Source organism: Micromonospora matsumotoense (genome assembly GCF_050951065.1).
GTDB lineage: Bacteria > Actinomycetota > Actinomycetes > Mycobacteriales > Micromonosporaceae > Micromonospora > Micromonospora matsumotoensis.
This window is the reverse complement of record NZ_CP192025.1, coordinates 4337480-4358579: the sequence shown is the minus strand read 5'-3', so window position 1 is coordinate 4358579 and position 21100 is coordinate 4337480. Positions and strand designations below refer to the sequence as shown.

The window sequence follows — 21100 nt, the reverse complement described above, 5'->3', positions numbered from 1 at the left end:
GGCGGGGCGGCACATCGACGCCGTCACCACCCGGAGGCGGTGTAGACGACCGAGGTGACCGACGCGTCGGCCCAGGCCAGCTCGCGCAGCAGGGCCAGCGCGCCCTCCTCCGGGTCGATCAGGCCGATGCCGCGCCGGGCGTACTCCCGGCTCAGCTCGGCGGTGACCATGCCACCGTGGCCGACACCCGGGGCCCACGGCCCCCAGTGGACGGTCACACAGCGCACCCCGGTCCGGGCCGCGTACCGGGTGCCGATGGCGTCCAGGGCGTCGTTGGCCGCCGCGTAGTCGGCCTGGCCCCGGTTGCCGTAGGCGGCGGCGATGCTGCCGAAGAAGACCACGAACCGCGGCGCGGTGGGCAGCGCGTCGAGGCCGGTGAGCAGGCCCCGCGCCCCGTCGACCTTGGTGTCGAAGACCCGGGTGAACGAGGCCGGGTCCTTCTCGGCGATCAGCTTGTCCTCGATGATCCCGGCGGCGTAGACCACGCCGTCGAGTCGGCCGTACTCGGCGTGGATCCCGGCCAGCAGGCTGCGGGTCGCCGCCGCGTCCCGGACGTCCAGGGCGTGGTAGCGGACCTCCCCGCCCAGCTCGGTCAGCTCGGCGATGGTCGCGGCCACCTCCCGGGCGGCCAGGATGCGCTGCGCGGTCCGGGCGATCTCGGCCGGCGAGGACAGTCCGCGCCGGGCCAGCACACCGACCAGCGCGGCCCGGTCGACGGCGCCCGCCAGCTCCGGGTCCTCCGGGCCGGACGGCAGCGGGGTACGGCCGACCAGTTCGATGCGGCACCCGGTGGCGGAGGCGAGTGCCCGGGCGAACCACGGGGTGATGCCCCGCGCCCCGCCGATCAGCACCACCACCGAGTCGCGTTCCAGGCCGATCGCGGCGGCCTCGGACACCCCGTCACCGGCCGGTCCGGCACCCCCGGCGGCCAGCGCGCCCAGCTCGACCGGGACCAGGTCGGCGACGTACCGGTCGACGCCGCGTCGGGCGACCACCGGGGCGTCGGAGGCGGTGAGCAGCTCGTCGAGGAGCTGCCGGGCGAGGACCTCCGGCGTCGCGGCCGGGTCCACCGCCACGAAACGGGCGGTCAGCTGCGGATACTCGCGGGCGATCGTGCGGAACAGGCCGGGCATCCCGTCGGCCGCGCCGGTGACGTCCTGCGCCCCGGCGGCGAGCAGCCAGCGCGGCCCGGCAGCCAGGGCCCGCTGCAACAGCGGGAACACGTCGGGCAGCAGCGGCTCGTCGAGGTTGGTCAACCCGTCGAGCACCAGCACCCCGTCGAACCCCTGGTCGGCCTGGTCGCTGTCGAGCACGCCCAACTGCCCGCCGGCACCGTGCGCGCCGAGCAGTTCGGCCAGGTACGCCCCGACCGGGCCGCCCCCGGTGATCAGGAAGCGCATGCCGGCGAGCGTGGTCGCCGGGTCGATCTGCTGTCCGGCCTGGACGCTCTCCAGGGCGACCAGCCGCTTCGGCGCGATTCCCACCCCGACCTCGGTCGGCGCGGGCGGTGCGGCGGCGACGGCCGTGGTCATGGTCGGGCCGGCGGTGACGGCGGGCGTCGGGGTCACGGTGACCGTGGCGCTCATCTTGTGGTCGAGCCAGGTGACCATGGCGCGGACGGTGCGGGCCTTGACGAGGTCTTCGAGTTCGCTCTCGTCGCCTTCGACGGCGAGGGAGAGTCGTTGGGCGACCTCGCCGGCGACTTCGGCGCGTTTGATGGAGTCGATGGAGAGGTCGGCTTCGAGGTCGAGGTCGAGTTCGATGAGGTCGACCGGGTAGCCGGTGCGCTCACTGATCACCGTGAGGATCGCCTGCTGGAAGTCCGCCAGGCTGGTACCGGCCGGCGGCGCGGCCGGGGCACCGGCAGGCAGCGCGGCCGGTGCGGCAGGGAGCGCCGCGACGGGGGCGGGCGCCAGCGGGCCGGTCGTGGTGGCCGAGACGTGGATGGTGCCGCTCATCTTCTGGTCGAGCCAGCTGACCATGGCGCGGACGGTGCGGGCCTTGACGAGGTCTTCGAGTTCGCTCTCGTCGCCTTCGACGGCGAGGGAGAGTCGTTGGGCGACCTCGCCGGCGACTTCGGCGCGTTTGATGGAGTCGATGGAGAGGTCGGCTTCGAGGTCGAGGTCGGGCTCGATGAGGTCGACCGGGTAGCCGGTGCGCTCACTGATCACCGCCAGGATCGCCTGCTGGAAGTCGGCTGCGGTGACGCCGACCTGGTCGCCGGAGGGGAGCGCGGCGGTGAGGGTCGCGGTGGCGGTGACCGTGCCGCTCATCTTCTCGTCGAGCCAGCTGACCATGGCGCGGACGGTGCGGGCCTTGACGAGGTCTTCGAGTTCGCTCTCGTCGCCTTCGACGGCGAGGGAGAGTCGTTGGGCGACCTCGCCGGCGACTTCGGCGCGTTTGATGGAGTCGATGGAGAGGTCGGCTTCGAGGTCGAGGTCGAGTTCGATGAGGTCGACCGGGTAGCCGGTGCGCTCACTGATCACCGCCAGGATCGCCTGCTGGAACTCGGCGATGCCCGGCCCGGCCGGGGCCGGAGCCACGACCACGGCGGGGGCGGGGGCGACGACCAGGCCGGCCGGGACGACGCCGCCGACCGCGGGAGAGACGGGCATGACGTCCGGGGTGACCGGTGCGGGCCGGGTGATCACGGGTGCGGTGGCCAGCGCGGTGCCGCCGTTCGATCCCGCCACGGTGGGCATCGCCGCCGGGGCCGCCGCAGATCGGGGGCCGGGGCGGGCATCGGGGTCGGCACCACGGCCGGGCGGGGAGCCGGCGCGGGCGTGGCGGCCGGGGTGGGCATCGGCGTCGGGCCGGCGGGCAGCGCGGTGTACCCCTCGACCCGGTACGTCTCGGTGGGCTGCCAGCCCGGCCGGCCGCCTCCGTCACCGGAGTCGCCGAGGAAGGCGAGCATCACGTCCCGCTGGGTGGCGATCATCTCCCGGGTGGTGCGCAGGTACTCGCTGAGCAGCTCGCCCCGGATGTCCCGGACGGTCGCCGGCTCGGGGCCGGTGACGGTCCGGACCTCCCGGACGGTCACCGGCTCGGGGGCGCTGACGGTGCCGGTGGCGGTGCCGGGGGTGGTGGCGGTGCCGTTGGCGGGGGTCATCGACAACTCCTTGATCCGTCGGGGTGGGGTCATGCCACCGGGAAGACAGTTGCCGTGCTGGTCCCGGACGAGTTGACCGTCGACCGTCCAGAGCGGACGACGGCTCGGTGCGGTGGTGGTGGAGTCGTCCGCGACCCGGCCGTGGAAGAGCCAGTCGGGGCGGACCGGCGCGCCGGCGCAGGCGAGCTCGGCCACCGAGATCAGGAATCCGCGCAGCCCGTCGGACGGGCCGCGTTCGCAGGCGACCGTCTGGTGGGGTCGGTCGCCGAGCACCGCCTGCACCAGCCGGCTGAGCACCTGACCGGGACCGACCTCGACGAACAGGCGGGCGCCGGCGGCGTACATCGCCTCGATCTGCTCGACGAAGCGCACCGGTGCGCCGATCTGCTCGGCGAGGTGGTGCCGGACCTGGCTGGCGTCGCCGGAGTACGGCGCGGCGGTCAGGTTCGACCAGACCGGGATGCGGGGTTCGGCGATCGGCCGGGCGGCGAGCACCTCGGCGAAGGTCTCCACCGCCCCGGCCACCACCGGGCTGTGGAAGGCGCAGGCCACCGGGATGGCCCGGGCGGACAGGCCGGCCTCCTTGAGCGCGACCACCGCCGCCCGCACCTTCGCGGTCGGGCCGGAGACCACCACCTGCTGCGGCGCGTTCCGGTTGGCCAGCACCACCTCGCTGGTCAGGCCGGCGCTGGCGAGCACCTGGGCGACCTGGTCGGCGGTGGCGTTGACCGCCGCCATGGTGCCCGGGTCCTCGCCGCAGGCGCCGAGGATGGCCGCCGCCCGTTGCCGGCTCAGGTCGAGCAGGGTGGCGGCGTCGAACGCCCCGGCGACGCAGAGCCCGACGAGTTCGCCGTAGCTGTGGCCGGCGGTCATGTCGGGGCGGACCCCGAGGCGGCGCAGCAGGTGGTCCATGGCGAGACCGCCGATGCCGAGCACCGGCTGGGCGGTCCGGGTGTCGCGTACCCGGTCCTCCTGGGCGCGCCGGGAGTCCTGGTCGAAGGCGGTCGGCGGGAAGAGCAGCTCCGCGGCGGCCGGGTCGAGTTCGAGGTAGTGCCGCAGCTCGGGGAAGGCGACGAAGAGTTCCCCGAGGGCGCCGGGACGCTGGCTGCCCTGGCCGGGGAAGAGGAACGCCAGCTGGCCGGGCCCGACCGGGTCGACCCCGGTCGGCTGGACCAGGCCCCGGGCCGGGTCGTGCTCGCCGGCCAGCGCCCGGTGCAGCAGGGTCTCCAGCTCGGTCAGGTCACGGGCGACCACCGCGACCTGGGTCGTCCCGGGCCGGTTGGCGGCCCGGGCGGCGACCGACGCGGCCAGCTGGGCGAGCCGGGCCGGCCGGTCCCCGGCGGCGTCGCCGGCCAGGCTCTCCAGCAGTTGCCGGACGGCCTGGTGGGCGGCGGCCCGGTCCGCGCCGCGGAAGCAGAACAGCTCCGCCGGCCAGATCCGTTGCGCGTGCCGGGGTTCGGCCGCGTTCGGGTAGGCGCTGAGCACGACGTGGAAGTTGGTGCCACCGAAGCCGAACGCGCTGACCCCGGCGATCCGTTCGGCGGCCGGCACCGGCCACGGGCGGGCCTCGGTGAAGAACGCGAACGGGCTCTGCTGGGGGTGCCAGGCCGGGTTGGGCCGTTCCAGGTGGATGGTGGGGGGTCGGATGCCGTGGTAGAGGGCGAGCGTCGCCTTGATCAGCCCGGCCAGCCCGGCGGCGCACTTGGTGTGCCCGATCTGGGACTTCACCGAGCCGAGCGCGCAGCCGCCCGGCTCGGCGCCGGCCTCGACGAACATCCGGGTCAGCGTCTCCAGCTCGGTGCGGTCGCCGACCACCGTGCCGGTGCCGTGCGCCTCCACCAGCCCGACCTCGCGGGGCGAGATGCCGGTGCGGTGGTAGGCCCGGTCCAGGGCCCGCCGCTGCCCGTCCGGGCGCGGCGCGGTCAGGCCGAGGGCCCGCCCGTCGCTGGCCCCGCCGAGCCCCTTGATCACGCCGTAGATCCGGTCGCCGTCGCGCTCGGCGTCGGACAACCGCTTGAGTACGACGCACGCGACGCCCTCGCCGAGGGCGATCCCGTCGCCGGTGCTGTCGAACGGGCGGGACCGGCCGGTGGGGGACAGCGCGTGCGCCGAGGTGAACATCAGGTAGTCGTTGACCCCGTTGTGCAGGTCGGCGCCGCCGCAGATCATCAGGTCGCTGTCCCCGCTGGCCAGCTCCTTGCAGGCGGCGTCCATCGCGGCCAGGGACGAGGCGCAGGCCGCGTCGATGGTGTAGTTGGGCCCGCCCAGGTCGAGCCGGTTGGCGACCCGGCCGGCGATCACGTTGGCCAGCACGCCGGGGAAGCTGTCCTCGGTGACCGTGGGCAGCAGCTCCTGCATCTGGTCGGGCACCTCGCCGAGGTACGCCGGGAGCATGGTGCGCAGGGTCTGCGCGTGCCCCATGTCGCTGCCGGCCTCCGCGCCGAACACCACCCCGGTCCGGGCGTGGTCCGCGCCCGGGGCGTCGTAGGCGTAGCCGGCGTCGACGAGCGCCCGGTGGGAGACCTCCAGGGCGAGCAGTTGGGTCGGGTCGATGCTGCTCAGCGCGGCCGGCGGAATGCCGTAGCCGATGGCGTCGAAGGGCACCGGGTCGATGAACCCGCCCCACTTGGAGACGCTGATCCGGCCGGTCTGCCCGGGCCCGACCTCGGGGGCGTAGTAGTGGTCGGTGTCCCAGCGGTCGGCCGGGACCTCGGTGACGGTGTCGACGCCGCTGAGCACGGTACGCCAGAAGCTGTCCAGGTCGGGGGAGCCGGGCAGCATGCAGGCCATCCCGACGATGGCGATGTCCAGCGGGGCGGGCGCCTGGTCGATGTCGGCGGCCGGCGGGGTGAGCCGGGCCCGCAACGTGTCGAGCCGGCCGGCGTGGAAGCCCCGTACCTCGGTGGTGACCTCGTCGTGCAGCGCGGCGACGGTGGTGGCGACGGTGCGCAGCACGGCGACCTGGCCGGCCATGAAGAGCCCGTCGCTGGCCTGGATGCTCTCGTCGACGGCCTCGACGACGTCGCCGGAGCGTCGCAGGCCCTTGCTGGCGATCCGGAGCCGGCCCACGTTGAGCAGCTCCAACTGCTCCCACACCTGGCGGTTCTCCGCCCCGGCGCCCTCCAGTTGGGTGCGCAACTCGTGGAAGTCGTCGACGAACGGGGTGTGCAGGCAGCGGGTGGCGTGCCCGGGGGCGGTCTCCAGCAGCGCGGTGTGCTCGGCGGTGAGCGCCTCCCGCTGGAACAGCGGCTGGACCGCGCCGTGGGTCACCGCCTCCTCGGTGAACAGGTAGGCGGTGCCCATCAGCACGCCGATCCGGGCGCCCCGGCGGGCCAGCGGCGCGGCCATCGTGGCGACCATCGCCGCCGACCGGGCGTCGTGCACCCCACCGGCGAAGAAGATCTGCAGCTGTGCGCCGGCGGCCGGATCGGCGTCGAGGTACTCGTCGAGCACCGCCAGTTGGGCCTCCCACAGCGGGAAGCTCGCCCGGGGACCCACGTGCCCGCCGCACTCGGCGCCCTCGAAGATGAACTTGCGGGCGCCGGAGCGCAGGAACTGGCGCAGCAGGCCGGGGGAGGGCACGTGCAGGAAGGTGCTGATCCCCTGCTCCTCCAGGGCGCGGGCCTGCGGTGGCCGGCCACCGGCGATGATGGCGCAGGCGGGGCGGATCTCGCGGATGACGTCCAGTTGCGCCGCGCGCAGCTCCTCGGGGGCGAAGCCGAGCACCCCGACGCCCCAGGGCTTGTCGCCGAGCTGCGCGGCGGTCTCGGTGAGCATCCGGCGGCACTGGTCGGCCGAGTTGAGGGCGAGCGCGACGAACGGCAGCGCGCCACCGTCGGCGACCGCCGCGGCGAAGGCGGCCTCGTCGCTGACCCGGGTCATCGGACCCTGGGCGACGGGCACCCGTACCCCGAGGGCCGCCGCGAGGGGAGCACCGGGCTGGAGCAGGTCGGCGGCGTCCGGGCCGTCGACGGCGTCGAGCATCGCCGCGCGCATTCCGCGTACGGCGGCGGCGGTGTCCGGCCAACGGTCGGCGAAGGCGGCGGCCAGCCAGCCGTCCTGGCCGACGGGGAGCAGTTCCGCGTCGGCCTGGTGGGGGCCGCCCCGGCGGATGCCCCGCACCCCGGCGCGCAGGACGGTTTCCGAGCCGTCCATCCGCCGGATCACCGCCTGGACGTCGACCGGCAGCTCCGACTCGGGCATCAGGGCGAGCTGGGTGTCCAGGACGACGCCGGCCGCGCCGCCGACCAGGCAGGCGCCGGCGGTACGCGGGCCGATCCCGCCGGCCACCCAGACCGGCAGGTCGAGGGTGTCGTCGGCGACGAGCTGCTGGAGCAGGACGAACGAGCTGAGTTCGCCGACCCGGCCGCCGGCCTCCATCCCCCGGGCGATCAGTCCGTGCGCCCCGGCCGCCGCTGCGGCGTGCGCCTCGGCCCGGCTGGTCACCTCCACGAGCACCCGGTGGTGCCCGGTGATCTCGGCCAGCGGCCACGGGCTCGTCGGCTCGACCACGACCAGGTCCACCCGGCCGGCGGCGACGCGTGCCACGTCGGCGGGGGTGGCCTGGCAGCCGGCGGGCACCCGGATGCCGATCGGGTCGGCCGACCAGTTTGCCGCCCGGGCGAGTGCCCGCAACGCCCAGTCGTCGCCGGTGGCGAGGTCGATGATGCCGCGCCCACCACCGACGGCGGTGGCGGCCGTGATCCGTGGGCCTGGTTCCAGGACGCCGACCGGATTGACGACCAGGATCAGGTCACGCGTGTACGGTGCGCTACTCATCGGGCTCCCACTTCGGTCGCGAAGGATCGCGTGGTGACGGGGGGATTTGCCGGCCGAACGCCAGCGAGTGCGGTTCTGATTTGCGGCAGTCAATGTCGCGCTGAGTCACAATCTAGCGCTGCCCAGTTACGGCCCGGTTAAATCCAACCATCGGCGCCGCTTCGGTGAAGATTTCCTACCAAGGCTACCGGATATGCCGTCGGGGTAACCAGGCAAAATGACGGTCGATGAGTCGACGCTGTCGTCAGATCGTGCCACGGTAAGTTGCCAGTTCATTTACGGGCTTATTTCCAAACTGTTTTCTGCTGAACGTGAAGTTCCTGGTAGCAGAGATCAACTCGCCGCGCGTCCCACTGTGTGGAACGGGTCTTGCCATGGATTGCGGTGAACATCAAGGATCCGTACCGGCATTCTTGGCGTCATTACCCATCGATTTGATGTGGCATTCGTGAGGCGAGGTGGGATTGGTCTCGATCATCAGATTCCCTGGTCAAGGACCGGGTGTTCACCGCCCGAGCCCTCGCCTCGCCCATCGCCGCTGACCTCGGCAGTGACCGCCGACCGGGCGAAGATGCCCCGAAGGTGTCGCCGATAACGGCTCTGGGCTGGTCAAACGTCAAGCGTTGACGACAGTCGACGTACTCACTTAACGAACGTTTCACGCGCTGTCTGCCGGGCCGTCCTACGAGCCGGCACCAAGCGACCTGCGGGGGCGATTCCTCCAGCAGCACCGCCCCCCACACAGGCCCCGACCAGCCGGGACGTCCGTCACCGCCACGGTGATCCGCCCTAGCCGGGCCGACCTTCCCATTCATCTTCCGGATCGGCGGTAATTGTGCGAAGCCTGCTTCTTCTTGCCCTCGTCGGCCTCGGTGCGCAACTGGTCGACGGCAGCCTCGGGATGGCGTACGGCGTGACATCCACCACATTGTTGCTGGCCCTCAACACAGGTGCGGCCAGCGCCTCGGCGACCGTTCACCTGGCCGAGATCGGCACCACCCTGGTCTCGGGGGCCGCGCACTGGCGGTTCGGCAACGTCGACTGGACGGTGGTCCGCCGGGTCGGTGTGCCGGGTGCCGTCGGGGCGTTCGCCGGCGCGACCTTCCTGTCCAGCCTCTCCACCGAGACCGCGGCGCCGATCATGTCGCTGATCCTGTTCACCCTCGGCCTGTACGTGCTGATCCGGTTCACCGTCGCCGGACTGCCCCGGGACCGTGTCGGGCTGCCCCTGCGCAAGCGTTTCCTCGGGCCGCTGGGGCTGGTCGCCGGTTTCGTCGACGCCACCGGCGGCGGGGGCTGGGGCCCGGTCGGCACTCCCGCGATCCTGGCCAGCGGCCGGCTGGAACCCCGCCGGGTGATCGGCTCGATCGACACCAGCGAGTTCCTGGTGGCGGTCGCCGCCAGCCTTGGCTTCCTGGTCGGCATCGGCTCCGCCAACATCAACTTCGCCTGGGTGGGTGCGCTGCTGCTCGGCGGCATGATCGCCGCGCCGATCGCCGCCTGGCTGGTCCGGATGGTCCCGCCCCGGGTGCTCGGCTCCGCCGTCGGCGGGGTCATCGTCCTGACCAACACCCGGACCCTGTTGCGCAGCGACTGGATCGGCGCTCCGGACGCCGTCCGCTACGGCTGCTACCTGATCGTCGTGGCGCTCTGGGTGGCGGCGGTGAGCTGGTCGCTGCGCCGGCACCTGGCCGACCGGCAGGCCACGCCGGTCACCGTCGGACCGGAGGCCGGCGCCGGGGAACACGCCACCACGTCCAGCTGACCGGACGGCCGGCGGCTCCTACACCTCCGGGTCCCAGGCCACGAGCAGGTCGAAGAGCCGCCGGTCGCCGTCCAGTTCCAGGGGCGTCCACCGGAATCCGGCCGTACGGCGCCGGGACCAGATCGCTGGCCGTGCCCCGGGCGGAGGCGTCGGCCGCCGGCGCATCCGGGGGAGTGCCGGACCCGGATAGGCGGGCCGCCCGTACGCCGTCGGCGGAGAGCCGGAGCCGCAGGAACGACCCTCGGTAGCATGGTGGTCGACGGCGGCCGGTGCGTGCGGTCAGGCCGCCGTCGTGGCGCAGCAGGTGAACAGGAAATCCTCGACGCCGTCGAGGGCCACCTCGGCGGGCAACGGCTGCGGGGGCGCCCACGGTGAGCTGGGCGTCGTAGGTGTGCACCGCGATCTCCTGGAGTTGACGCCGGGCGACCTCGCCCTCGGTCGCGGTGGTGACGGGCACGATAGCGCGGGCGGTCTCCAGTGGAGGGCCGGGCCCGGGCCGGTTCTCCCCACCGCGCCCCTGCTACCGATTCGTCGGTGCGAGCGCGGTGGTGCACCGGACCGGACACCGGGTCGGGCGGTCCCGGGTGATCTACGATCCTGCATGGCGTCAACGGGGCGCCGGAGCGTGGAGAGGTCGTCGGATGAAGCTGATGCGGGTGGGCCCGGCCGGCGCGGAGCGGCCGGTGCTGCACGTCGACGGTCGGCACTTCGACCTGTCCGGGCTCACTGCGGACATCGACGCCGCCTTCCTCGCCTCCGACGGTCCGGCCCGGGTCCGGGCGGCGCGGGACCTGCCGGAGGTGGACGTCACCGGCCTGCGGGTCGGCGCTCCGGTGGCCCGGCCGGGCGTGGTGCTCTGCGTCGGGCAGAACTACGCCGCACACGCCGCCGAGTCCGGCGCCGCCCCACCGGAGACCCCGATCATCTTCTACAAGGCACCCAACACCGTGGTCGGCCCGTACGACGACGTGCGGGTGCCGCGCGGGGCGACCGCCACCGACTGGGAGGTGGAGCTGGCCGTGGTCATCGGACGGCGGGCCCGCTACCTGGAGTCGCCCGCGCAGAGCCTGGCCCACGTCGCCGGCTACCTGGTCTCCAACGACGTGTCCGAGCGCGACTTCCAGCTGCGCGACTCCGGCGGCCAGTGGTCCAAGGGGAAGTCCTGTGAGACCTTCCAACCGCTCGGCCCGTGGCTGGTCACCCCGGACGAGATCGCCGATGTGCAGGACCTCGGGTTGCGTTCCTGGGTCAACGGCGAGCCCCGGCAGGACTCCCGCACCGGGGACATGGTCTTCGACGTGGCGTACCTGATCTGGCATCTGTCGCAGTACACGGTGCTCGACCCCGGTGACGTGATCAACACCGGTACGCCGGAGGGGGTCGCCCTCTCCGGCCGGTTCCCCTACCTGCGGCCCGGTGACGTGGTGGAGGTCGAGGTGGACGGCTTGGGCCGGCAGCGGGTCACCATGACGGCGGCCTGACCGCCGGGCTGCCGGCCGCCGGGCTGCCGGCCGGCCGGATCAGCGGACCAGCCGCAGGCCGGACATGCCGCCGTCGACGGCCAGCGCGGTGCCGGTGGTCGCCCCCGACAGCGGGGAGGCGAGGAACGCCACCGCCTGGGCGACCTCGTCGGCGGTGACCAGTCGACCGGTGGGCTGTCGGGCGGCGAGCCGGCGCTTCTCCGCGGCCGGGTCCCCGGCTCCGGCGAGCAGCCGGGCCACCCACGGGGTGTCCACCGTGCCCGGTGCCACCGTGCACACCCGGATGCCGTCGCCCACCAGGTCCGCGGCCATGGCCAGGCTGAGCGCGTGCACCGCGCCCTTGGTGGCGGAGTAGACCGCCCGGTCGACCAGCCCCGCCGTCGCCGCGATCGAGGTGATGCTGACGATGGCCCCGCTGGACGAGCGGCGCAGGTGGGGCAGGGCGGCCCGGCAGGCCCGGGCGACCCCGACGACGTTGACGTCGAGGCAGCGGTGCCACTCGGCGTCGTCGGCGGCCTCCACCGCCCCGACCGCGCTGACCGCCGCGCAGTTCACCAGCACGTCGAGACCACCCAGGGTTGCCGCGACCCGGTCCATGGCCTCTTCCAAGGGGCCGGTGACGTCGGCGGTGAGCCGCAGGTGCGCTCCGCCGGCACCGGGGTCGCGATCCAGGACGGCGACCCGGGCCCCGCGCGCGGCCAGCAGGTCGGCGACCGCCGCGCCGATGCCCGAACCGCCGCCGGTGACCGCCGCCACCAGACCGTGGAAATCCGTCATCTCGGCACCTCGTACCCACGGGCGGCGGGGACCGGGGGGACACCCCCACCCGCACCGGGCGTCCACCGGGGCCGGTACGCCGCAGCGATCGGCGGGCCAGCGGCCCGCCCCGGCCGACGAGACCGCAGGACGTCGCACCTCGCACCGAACTCCATAGATCATATACGATTCGTCAAACACGGCCGGGGACGGCGAGGGGGCTCGGTGCGCATCGCGTTGTTCGTCACCTGCCTCAACGACGCGTTCTTCCCGCGCGTCGGCATCGCCACCGTGACGGTGCTGGAGCGACTCGGCCACACCGTGACCTTTCCCGCCGGGCAGAGCTGTTGCGGCCAGTTGCACGCCAACACCGGCTACCCGGACCCGGCCCGGGTGCTCGAGCGGAGCACCGAGGCGGCGTTCGCCGGCCACGACGTCGTCGTCTCCCCGTCCGGTTCCTGTGTGGCCCACCTGCGGGCGCACACCCGGTTGCCGGTGCACGAGCTGTCCGAGCTGCTGGTGGACGTGCTCGCGGTGACCGACGTGGGGGCCCGCTTCCCCCACCGGGTCACCTACCACCCGACCTGCCACGGGCTGCGGATGCTGCGCCTGGGCGACCGGCCACGCCGACTGCTCGGCGCGGTGCGCGACCTGGAGCTGCTGGACCTGCCCGAGCCGGAGCAGTGCTGCGGCTTCGGTGGCACCTTCGCGCTGAAGAACGCCGCCGTCTCCGGCGCCATGCTCGACGACAAGTGCGCCCACGCGGTGGCCACCGGCGCCGACTACCTGGCCGCCGCCGACAGCTCCTGCCTGGCCCACATCGGCGGTGGCCTGGCCCGCCGGCCCGGTGCCCCGCGCCCCGTCCACTACGCCGAGATCCTCGCCGCGACCGGGCCCGGGACGGGCCCGTGACGCCCCGACGCCATCCGGAGGGCCCGCGATGAGCCGGCAGTTGCCCATCGTGGCGGTCACCCCCTTCCCCCGGGCGGCGGCCGGCGCGCTGCGGGACGCCCAGCTCCGGGCGAACCTGGGTCGCGCCACCCGTACCATCCGGGACAAGCGGGCCGCGGTGGTGGCCGAGGTGCCCGACTGGGACCGGTTGCGCGACCGGGCGGCCCGGGTCAAGGACGACGTGATCGACCGGCTGCCCGAGCTGGTGGCGCAGTTCGCGCGGGCGGCCACCGCCGCCGGGGCGACCGTGCACCACGCCGTGGACGCCGCCGCCGCCGACGCGGTGGTCACCGAGCTGGTCCGGGCGCAGGGCGTCGACCGGGTGGTGAAGGTCAAGTCGATGGCGACCCAGGAGATCGGCCTCAACGAGGCGCTGGCGGCGGCCGGGGTGACGGCGGTGGAGACCGACCTGGCCGAGCTGATCGTCCAACTCGCCGACGACACCCCGTCGCACATCCTGGTGCCGGCGATCCACTACAACCGGGGGCAGATCCGGGAGCTGTTCGCCCGTCGGATGCCCGGCTTCCACGCCGACTCGGACGACCCCGCGGTGCTGGCCGGCGCCGCCCGGGAGTATCTGCGGCGGACCTTCCTGGCGGCCCGGGTCGCGATCTGCGGGGCCAACTTCGCGGTGGCCGAGACCGGCTCCCTGGTGGTCGTCGAGTCCGAGGGCAACGGCCGGATGTGCCTGACCCTGCCGGACACCCTGATCGCCGTGGTCGGGGTGGAGAAGCTGCTGCCCCGCTTCGCCGATCTCGGTGATTTCCTGCGCCTGCTGCCGCGCTCGTCGACCGGTGAGCGGATGAACCCGTACACCTCGATCTTCACCGGGGTGACCCCCGGCGACGGGCCGCGCCGGCTGCACGTCGTGCTGCTGGACAACGGTCGACGCCGGATGGCGGCGGACCCGGTGGGCCGGGCGGCGTTGCGCTGCATCCGCTGCTCGGCCTGCCTGAACGTGTGTCCGGTCTACGAGCGGGTCGGCGGCCACGCCTACGGTTCGGTCTATCCCGGGCCGATCGGGGCGATCCTGTCGCCCCAGCTCACCGGGCAGGACGCCGGCCACAACGCGACCCTGCCGTACGCCTCGACGCTCTGTGGGGCCTGCTACGACGTCTGTCCCGTCAAGATCGACATTCCGGCGATCCTGGTCCACCTGCGCCAGACGGGACCGAAGCCGGCGGCCGAACGCGCGGCGATGGCGTGGCTTGCCTGGACGATGCGCGACCGTCGCCGGTGGCGGGCGGCGCTGCGGACGGCCCGCGCCGGCGGTCGGCCCCTGCGGGTGCTGACCCGGCGGCACGGCGGGCGGCTGCGCCGGGCACCGTGGCCGCTGTCGGCGTGGACGGCGCACCGGGACGCCCCACTGCCGGCCGCCGAGTCCTTCCGCGACTGGTGGCACCGGACCCATGACTCCTGAACTGTCCGCGCTCTTCGCCGCCCGGGCCGGGGACTACCGTGCCGGGGTGCACCACTGCACCCCGGCGGAGCTGCCCGACCTGCTCGCCACCCTGCTCGCCGGGGCTTCCGGGGTGGTGCTGCCGGCCGGGACACCACCGGAGTGGACCGCCCGGCTGGGCCGGCCCACCCTGTCCGGCGACACGCTCACCGCCGCCCAGCTGGACGCCCCCGGGCTGGCCGTGCTCACCGGTTGCGCGCTCGCCGTCGCCGAGACCGGCACCCTGGTGCTCGACGGGGGCGCGGCGCAGGGCCGCCGGTTGCTGACCCTGGTCCCCGACCACCACGTCTGCGTGGTCCGCGCCGCGCAGATCGTGGCCGACGTGCCCGACCTGGTGATCGCGCTGCCCGACCCGACCCGCCCCCTGACGATGATCTCCGGACCCTCCGCGACGAGCGACATCGAGCTCAACCGGGTGGAGGGCGTGCACGGCCCCCGCCGCCTGGACATCGTCTGCCTTCCCCCGCACCGGTAGCGGGGCGGCGAGCGCGCTGCGGCTACCCTCGCCGCCGTGGACGCTGTGGAGATCGAAGCCCCCGTGGTCGCCGTCACCGTGTATCCGGACCGGGCCCGGGTCACCCGCCGGGGCGGCACCCGGCTGACCGCCGGTGAGCATCGGATCCGGATCGCGCCCCTGCCGTTACGGCTGCGCCGGGACTCCCTGCGCATCGGGGGCGGAGGCGCGGTCACCGTCCTGGGGGTGGAGGTGAGCACCTGGCGGCAACCCCGTAGCACCGACGGTCAGGTCGGCGAACTGACGCGGCGGGCCCGGGAGTTGGCCGACGAACTGGCCGAGGTCGACGACGACGCCGAGGTCGAGACGCAGCGGCGGCAGTTCCTCACCCGGCTGGCCGAGCGGGCCGGCAGCACGTACGCCCGCACGCTGGCCGCCGGTGACACCGGCCCGACCGACGTGGCCACCTTCGCCGACTCGGTGGCCGCCCAACTCGCCGAGTCGCACCGCCGCCGACGCGGGCTGGCCCGGCGGCGCACCGCGCTGACCGAGGACCTGTCGGCCGTCGAGCGGGAGTTGGCCGCCGCAGGCGGCAAGCAGGAACCGGACCGGTTGGCCGCCGAGGTGACGGTGGCGGTGGACGCCGACGACACCGAAGTGGACCTGGAGCTGAGCTACCTCGTCGACGGGGCCCGCTGGGAGTCCTCCTACGACCTGCGGCTGGTCGAGGAGACCATGACGGTCACCTGGTTCGGTCTGGTCACCCAGGACACCGGCGAGGACTGGCCGGAGTGCGCGCTCCAGCTCTCCACCGCCCGCCCGGCGGCGGCTGCCGACGTACCCGAGTTGTCGCCCTGGTATCTCGACCGGGTCCGGCGGGCGCCCGCGCCGGCGGACCTGCCGGTGGCGAGTTTCGGCGCGCCGCCACCCCCGGCGCCCGGCGCGGCACCGGCGGGCGGCGGTGGTGGCCCGCGGGGCGCACCACGCCCGGCGATCCGCCAAGCCGTGGCGGAGGTCGCGCAGGGGGTCAGCGCGGCGACCTACCGGCCGGCCCGGCCGGTGGCGGTGCCCGCCGACGGCAGCGCCTACCGGGCCGTCATCGCGGTGCTGGACCTGCCGGTCCGCCTCGACCATGTGACCGTGCCGGTCCGGGCGGCCGAGGCGCACCTGCGGGCGACGGTCCGCAACACCTCGGCGCACACCCTGCTGCCGGGCGCGGCGGCGGTCTTCCACGAGGCCGACTTCGTCGCCGCCACCCGGCTGCCCACGTGGGCGCCCGGCGAGGAGACCGAACTGGCGCTCGGGGTGGACGACCGGGTCCGGGTGGAACGCGAGCTGACCCGGCGGGCCGACACCCGGGCCACCCTCGGCTCCACCCGGCGGCGGGACGTGGAGTACCGGATCAGCGTGGCCAACCACACCCCCCGGCCGGCGACCGTCGAGGTCCGCGACCAGTTGCCGGTCTCCCGCGACGAGGCGGTGACGGTTCGCGAGTCCACCGTCGTCCCGCCACCGGACGAGCGCACCGAACTCGGCGAGCTGACCTGGCGGCTGCGGCTCGGCCCGGGGGAGAGCGGCCAGATCACCCTGGGCTTCCGGGTCGAACTCGGCAAGGGGGTCGAGCTGGCCGGCTGGCGGGAGTGACCGCCGCCCCCGCAGCGACCCGCCCCACCGGCCAGCCGGCGGGGCGGGCCCGACAGCGGACCTGTCACCCGACGGTCGTCACGGTCAACGCGGCGACCGACGGGTGGGGTCGTCCCGGCGCGTCGTCGATCGCCACGGCCAGTCCGCCGGTGGCCCCCGGCCCGGTGGGGGTGACCACCCGCAGCACCGGGCCGCCGTCCACCCGGGCCACGGTCTCGCCGTCGCGCACGGTGACCGCGATCCGGTGACCGGCGGCCGGGGTAAGGGCGGCCTCGGCGACCACCCGGCCGGCGCGCAGCAGCGCCACCCGGCCGTACGCCACCCGCACCGACACCGTGGCGTCGCCGTTCACCCCGACCAGCAGGGTGACCGTGCCGCCGTCGGTCCGCAGACCCCGCACGGTGGCGTCGGCCGTGTAGCCGGCCCAGTCCGCGCTGGCATAGGCGAGCAGCGTGCCGTAGGCGCGGCGGGGACTGTCGGCGGTGAACCGGCCGGCGGTCAGTGGGGACAGCTCGGTCATCGGCTCGCCGTGCTGGTCACGCCAGTCCCAGGCGCGGGCGAACGGGTCGGTCACCACGGCGGGCACGGCCGTCCGCTCGACGACCGCGCTGACCAGTTCGGCCGCGCCGGTCGTGGCGTACACCTCGGCCCGCTCGACCTGGCCGTCGGCCGCCGACCGGCGGCTGCTCGGTTCCGGGGCGAGCGACTTGTTGGTCAGCGCGCCGACGAACCGCGCGGCGATCAGGTCGCGGCTGAACGCGGCAGCCTCCGGGTCGGTCGTCACGTCACCGATCTCGGAGAACGGGTACGCGAACAGCCGCGGCCGGGGCAGCTGATGGGCGGTGAACGCGGTGAACATCGCGTCGAAGTCGGCGGTCAGCCGCTGCCGGTAGGCGGCCAGGCTCTCCCGGGTGCCGGTGGCCGGCTCCCAGCGCCGGTGCGTCAGGGGGGAGCCGAGCTGCCCCGGCGCGGTCTGCACCCGGGTGTGCAGGTCGTGGGTGTGCGCCTGGAAGTCCCACCGGCCGGAGCGGCTCATCCGGCTGATCTCCGCCCAACTCAGGTAGTACGGCCGGTGGGTGTCCACGTGCCCGGTGATCAGGTAGGAGGCGGCCACCATGCGGTGCCGTTTCAGGATCGGGTCGGCGTACGTCCAGAGCCCCCGGGTGCCGTCGTCGAAGGTGAGGTAGACCGAGCGGGCCGGGACGCTGCCGCCCCGCAGGTAGTCGACGTACTGGGCCGAGGAGATCGTCCGGTAGCCGGCCGTGTGCAGCGCGGTGAGCTGGGCGTCGAACGCCTCCGGGGTGACCACGTAGTGTTCCCGACCGGCCGGTGCGGTCGCCGCCGGGTCGGCGCCGTGCGGCCTGATGTCGTGGTAGGCCACCACCACCGGCGCGGCCCGGTCCGGCAGCCGCCCGGCCGTCTCGGCGAAGCGGCGCAGGTCGGCGGGGTCGACCCGGGTGACCGGGGTGTCCCGCTGCCCACTGACGTGCCGCCGCAGGTCGGCCAGGTACCAGGACACCCCGAAGGGCGTCGCCACCACCAGCAGGGTGACCAGCGAGAGCAACCCGCCGAGGGCGCGGGGCCACAGCCGCCTCACCGGAGCACCTCGCCCCGGGAGAACACCACCGCGTAGAGCAGCACCAGCACCACCGCACCGGCGAGGGTGAGCGCCACCCGGGCCAGCCGGGTCAGCAGCCGACCGCCGGCGTTCACACCGTGCTCCGGGACCACACGCCACGACGGATCGTCCCCACCGACCAGGGCAGCAGCCAGGACAGCATGGTGGCGGACAGCACGCTCATCAACGGCCGGTACGCCCAGCGCGGGTCACCCGGGTTGTCCAGCCGGTACGCCAACCCCCAGACGGTGCCCTTGAGCAGCACCCCGCACAGATAGAGCAGCGGCACCGCCCACCAGCCGCGCAGCGGCGCCCAGACCAGATGGGAGAAGGCCATCGCCGGGGCCAGCGCCACCCAGAGCGCGTGTCCGTAGTAGAGCGCGGCCGGCCCGGGGCCCCGCCGCCACATGAACGTGCCGGTGAAGAAGAGGTTCCGCACGTAGCTCTTCTTCCAGCGGGTCTGCTGGCGCAGGAACGGCCGCAGCCGGGCCGGCACGGTGGTCCACACCTTCGCCGAGCGGACGTAGCCGACCCGCCAGGCGCGGGGCGGGTGGTCCTCGTCGCGGACGAACGGCGAGTCGGCGAAGCGCCGCTTGAGCCGGTCGCCGATCCAGCGTTGTCCCAGCACATAGCCGGTGAGCTGCCGGTCGGTGGCGAACCGGAACTCGCCGCCGAGGAAACGGTCGGCCGCCCAGGCGGGCAGGTAGTTGAGCACCGCCTCCCGACGGAACACCGCCAGCGGGCCGGAGACACAGGTGACCGCGCCGAACGACGCCTCGGCCGCCTTGGAGACCCGGAACTGACCCTCGTACCAGACGTCCTGGACCCGGGTGAGCAGCGACTCGTCGGGGTTGAGCGCGCGGGCGTGGCCGCTGACCGCGCCGAGGTCCGGTTGGCGCAGCAGCGCCTCGACGCAGCGACCCAGCGCGTCCGGGGCGAGCACGCAGTCGGAGTCGGTGAACGCGAGCACGTCGCCGGTGGCGTACCGGGCGGCGTGCACCAGGGCCCGCTTCTTGCCGACGTTGCGGGGCAGGTGCAGCACGGTGACCGGGAGTTCGGCGGCGAGCCGGTCGAGCACCTCGGCAGTGCCGTCGGTGGAGCCGTCGTCGACCACGATCACCTGCAACGGCCGGTGGTTGCTGCCGATCATCGACCGTACGCACGCCTCGATCCCGTCCGCCTCGTCCTTGACCGCCACCAGCAGGCTGACCCGGGGAGCCGGCGGCAGCGGCGGGAACTCGGCGGCGTGCCGGGGCTGCGCCGGTGCCTCGCTGGGGTCCACGTACCGGGCGTAGGCCAGGTAGAACACGGCGACGGTGGCGGTGAGCACGGCGAAGCCGTAGAACGCCAGCAGCGGGGCGTACGGCAGTTGGGGCAGCTGGCGGGCCAGCAGGACGATCAGCGGGAGCAGCGCGAGCACGGTGAGCAGCCGACGCAGGCCGCGCCGGACCGGCAGGGACACCGGCATCTCAGACGACCTCCCGCCGGGGCAGCCCGGCCAGCCGGTAGGTGGCGTCGAGCACCATGGGCTGCCCGCGCAACCACGCCTCGTCCAGGCCGGGCTGGCCGGTGTGCACGACCACCAGGTCCCACTCCCGGTCGGTGTGGTCGGCGACGCGGTGCAGGGTCCCGCCGTCGGGGGTGCGGACCGTGTCGACGAGGTCGTCGACGAAGCCGACCTCCGCGCCGGCCCGGACCAGCTCGCCGATGATCTCCAACGCCGGGGACTCCCGCACGTCGGCGACCCCCGGCTTGTACGTCACCCCGGCGATCAACACCCGGGCCCCGAGCAGGGGACGACCGGCCCCGGCGAGCAGTTCCCGGATGCGGTCGACGACCCGCCGGGGGCGGGCGGCGATCCCCCGCATCGCGGTCTCGATCAGGGGTGCCTCACGGCGCTGCCCGCGCACCTGCCAGAGCAGGTAGTGCGGGTCGCAGGGAATGCAGTGCCCGCCCACCCCGGGGCCGGGCTGGAAGGCCATGAAACCGTACGGCTTGGTGTCCGCCCCGTCGATCACCTCGGTGACGTCCAGGTGCAGGTCCCGGCAGAGGTCGGCGAACTCGTTGGCCAGGGCGATGTTCACCGCCCGGAAGGTGTTCTCCAGCAGCTTGGTCATCTCGGCGGCCTCGGGCGAGCCGAGCCGGTGCACCACGGGGGTGATCCGGGCCAGCGCGGCGGCGGCCCGCGCGGTGCAGTCCGGGGTCGTCCCACCGACGACCCGGGGGGTGAGTTCCTGGCGGTGCCGGTCGTTGCCGGGGTCGACCCGTTCCGGGGCGAAGGCCACCCACACCTCCTGTCCGACCCGCAGGCCCCGGGCGGCCAGCGGCGCGACCAGCAGGTCACGGGTGGTGCCGACATAGCTGGTGGAGGTGAGCACGATGGTCTGGCCGGGGCGGGCGTGGGCGACCACCGCCGCGCAGGCGGCCCGCAACGCGGTGAGGTCCGGGGCGAGGTGGCGGTCCACCGGGGTGGGCACGCAGATCAGCACCGTGTCGGCGTCGGCGATCTCGCCGATCGCGGTGGTCAGGCGCAGCGCGGGGTCGGCGGCCCGCAACGTCTCGCGGAGCCGGTCCCGGTCGTCGTCGAGCAGGTCGGCCCGGTCGGCCCGGATGTCGTCGAGCCGGTCCGGGGAGATGTCCACGCCGATCACCCGGGCGCCGCTGGCGACCAGGGCCAGGCTGGTCGGCAGGCCCACGTAACCGAGGCCCACCACGGCGGTACGCGCCCCAGGGACGGTGGTGACGGCGGCGGCCGGCTCCGGTGGGGCGGCCGGGGATGCCGGGGCGATGGCCGGGACGTCGGACCGGGCGGCGGGCAGGAGCTGCGACATGGTCGGTGACCCTCACGGAAGGTGAACGGGGATGACCTAAGAGTGCCGATCGGGTCACCCCGGCGGCTGTCCGTCGAACAGCCTCCCGGAAGCAGAAAGACTACGGCCAGTCACTGTCCGTTCGGTCAGTTCTCGGCGTGGCAACCGCCCACCAGCGTCCTTACCGCACCGCTGGGACGCCCCGGGGTCGTCCCAGCGGCCTCATCGACCACCGACGTCCCACCTGTCCCGCCGTCCCGGGCGGAGTAAGAAT

Annotated in this window: 12 protein-coding genes; 6 read left to right on the top strand and 6 right to left on the bottom strand. The window is 74.2% G+C overall.

The genetic code is table 11. From position 1 onward, the window contains the following. Nucleotides 1–23: 23 nt before the first annotated feature. Complete coding sequence (locus ACQP1S_RS19050; protein ID WP_432897195.1) at nt 24–2693, bottom strand: SDR family NAD(P)-dependent oxidoreductase; 2670 nt, start codon at nt 2691–2693, stop codon at nt 24–26. After that, on the bottom strand, nt 2648–7888 hold the full coding sequence (locus tag ACQP1S_RS19045; RefSeq protein WP_432897192.1) for a beta-ketoacyl synthase N-terminal-like domain-containing protein: 5241 nt from the start codon (nt 7886–7888) through the stop codon (nt 2648–2650). The genes ACQP1S_RS19050 and ACQP1S_RS19045 overlap by 46 nt, the downstream gene beginning before the upstream one ends. Nucleotides 7889–8723: 835 nt before the next feature. On the opposite strand from ACQP1S_RS19045, the gene ACQP1S_RS19040 reads away from it, so the two are divergent. Together ACQP1S_RS19040 and ACQP1S_RS19035 are read left to right on the top strand one after the other, a co-directional pair. Further along, nucleotides 8724–9653, top strand: coding sequence for a sulfite exporter TauE/SafE family protein (locus ACQP1S_RS19040; protein ID WP_432897189.1), 930 nt, complete (start codon nt 8724–8726; stop codon nt 9651–9653). 641 nt (nt 9654–10294) lie between these two features. Continuing rightward, nucleotides 10295–11134 (top strand): fumarylacetoacetate hydrolase family protein, encoded by an 840-nt coding sequence (locus tag ACQP1S_RS19035; protein WP_432897186.1) that lies wholly within the window; start codon nt 10295–10297, stop codon nt 11132–11134. Nucleotides 11135–11173: 39 nt separating this feature from the next. Here the strand turns inward: ACQP1S_RS19035 and ACQP1S_RS19030 are convergent, their stop codons facing one another. Next, on the bottom strand, nt 11174–11911 hold the full coding sequence (locus ACQP1S_RS19030) for an SDR family NAD(P)-dependent oxidoreductase (protein WP_432897183.1): 738 nt from the start codon (nt 11909–11911) through the stop codon (nt 11174–11176). Between the two features lie 204 nt (nt 11912–12115). On the opposite strand from ACQP1S_RS19030, the gene ACQP1S_RS19025 reads away from it, so the two are divergent. The 4 genes from ACQP1S_RS19025 to ACQP1S_RS19010 are packed head-to-tail and all read left to right on the top strand — an operon-like array spanning nt 12116 to nt 16398. Further along, entirely contained in the window at nt 12116–12802 is a 687-nt protein-coding gene (locus ACQP1S_RS19025) for a (Fe-S)-binding protein (RefSeq protein WP_091243509.1), read from the top strand. Between the two features lie 28 nt (nt 12803–12830). Then, complete coding sequence (locus ACQP1S_RS19020; RefSeq protein WP_432897180.1) at nt 12831–14261, top strand: lactate utilization protein B; 1431 nt, start codon at nt 12831–12833, stop codon at nt 14259–14261. After that, nucleotides 14251–14775 carry a LutC/YkgG family protein gene (locus ACQP1S_RS19015; RefSeq protein ID WP_432897177.1) on the top strand — a complete coding sequence of 175 codons (525 nt, stop codon included), beginning with the start codon at nt 14251–14253 and terminating at the stop codon, nt 14773–14775. The genes ACQP1S_RS19020 and ACQP1S_RS19015 overlap by 11 nt, the downstream gene beginning before the upstream one ends. Before the next feature lie 36 nt (nt 14776–14811). Further along, nucleotides 14812–16398 (top strand): DUF4139 domain-containing protein, encoded by a 1587-nt coding sequence (locus tag ACQP1S_RS19010; protein ID WP_432897174.1) that lies wholly within the window; start codon nt 14812–14814, stop codon nt 16396–16398. A gap of 64 nt (nt 16399–16462) precedes the next feature. Here the strand turns inward: ACQP1S_RS19010 and ACQP1S_RS19005 are convergent, their stop codons facing one another. From ACQP1S_RS19005 to ACQP1S_RS18995, 3 genes are all read right to left on the bottom strand, one after another. Then, on the bottom strand, nt 16463–17995 hold the full coding sequence (locus ACQP1S_RS19005; protein WP_432897171.1) for a polysaccharide deacetylase family protein: 1533 nt from the start codon (nt 17993–17995) through the stop codon (nt 16463–16465). A gap of 112 nt (nt 17996–18107) precedes the next feature. Then, nucleotides 18108–19484 (bottom strand): glycosyltransferase family 2 protein, encoded by a 1377-nt coding sequence (locus ACQP1S_RS19000; protein ID WP_432897168.1) that lies wholly within the window; start codon nt 19482–19484, stop codon nt 18108–18110. 1 nt (nt 19485) lies between these two features. Next, nucleotides 19486–20847: a nucleotide sugar dehydrogenase gene (locus ACQP1S_RS18995; RefSeq protein WP_432897165.1), complete on the bottom strand. Its 1362-nt coding sequence runs from the start codon at nt 20845–20847 to the stop codon at nt 19486–19488. Nucleotides 20848–21100 lie beyond the last annotated feature (253 nt).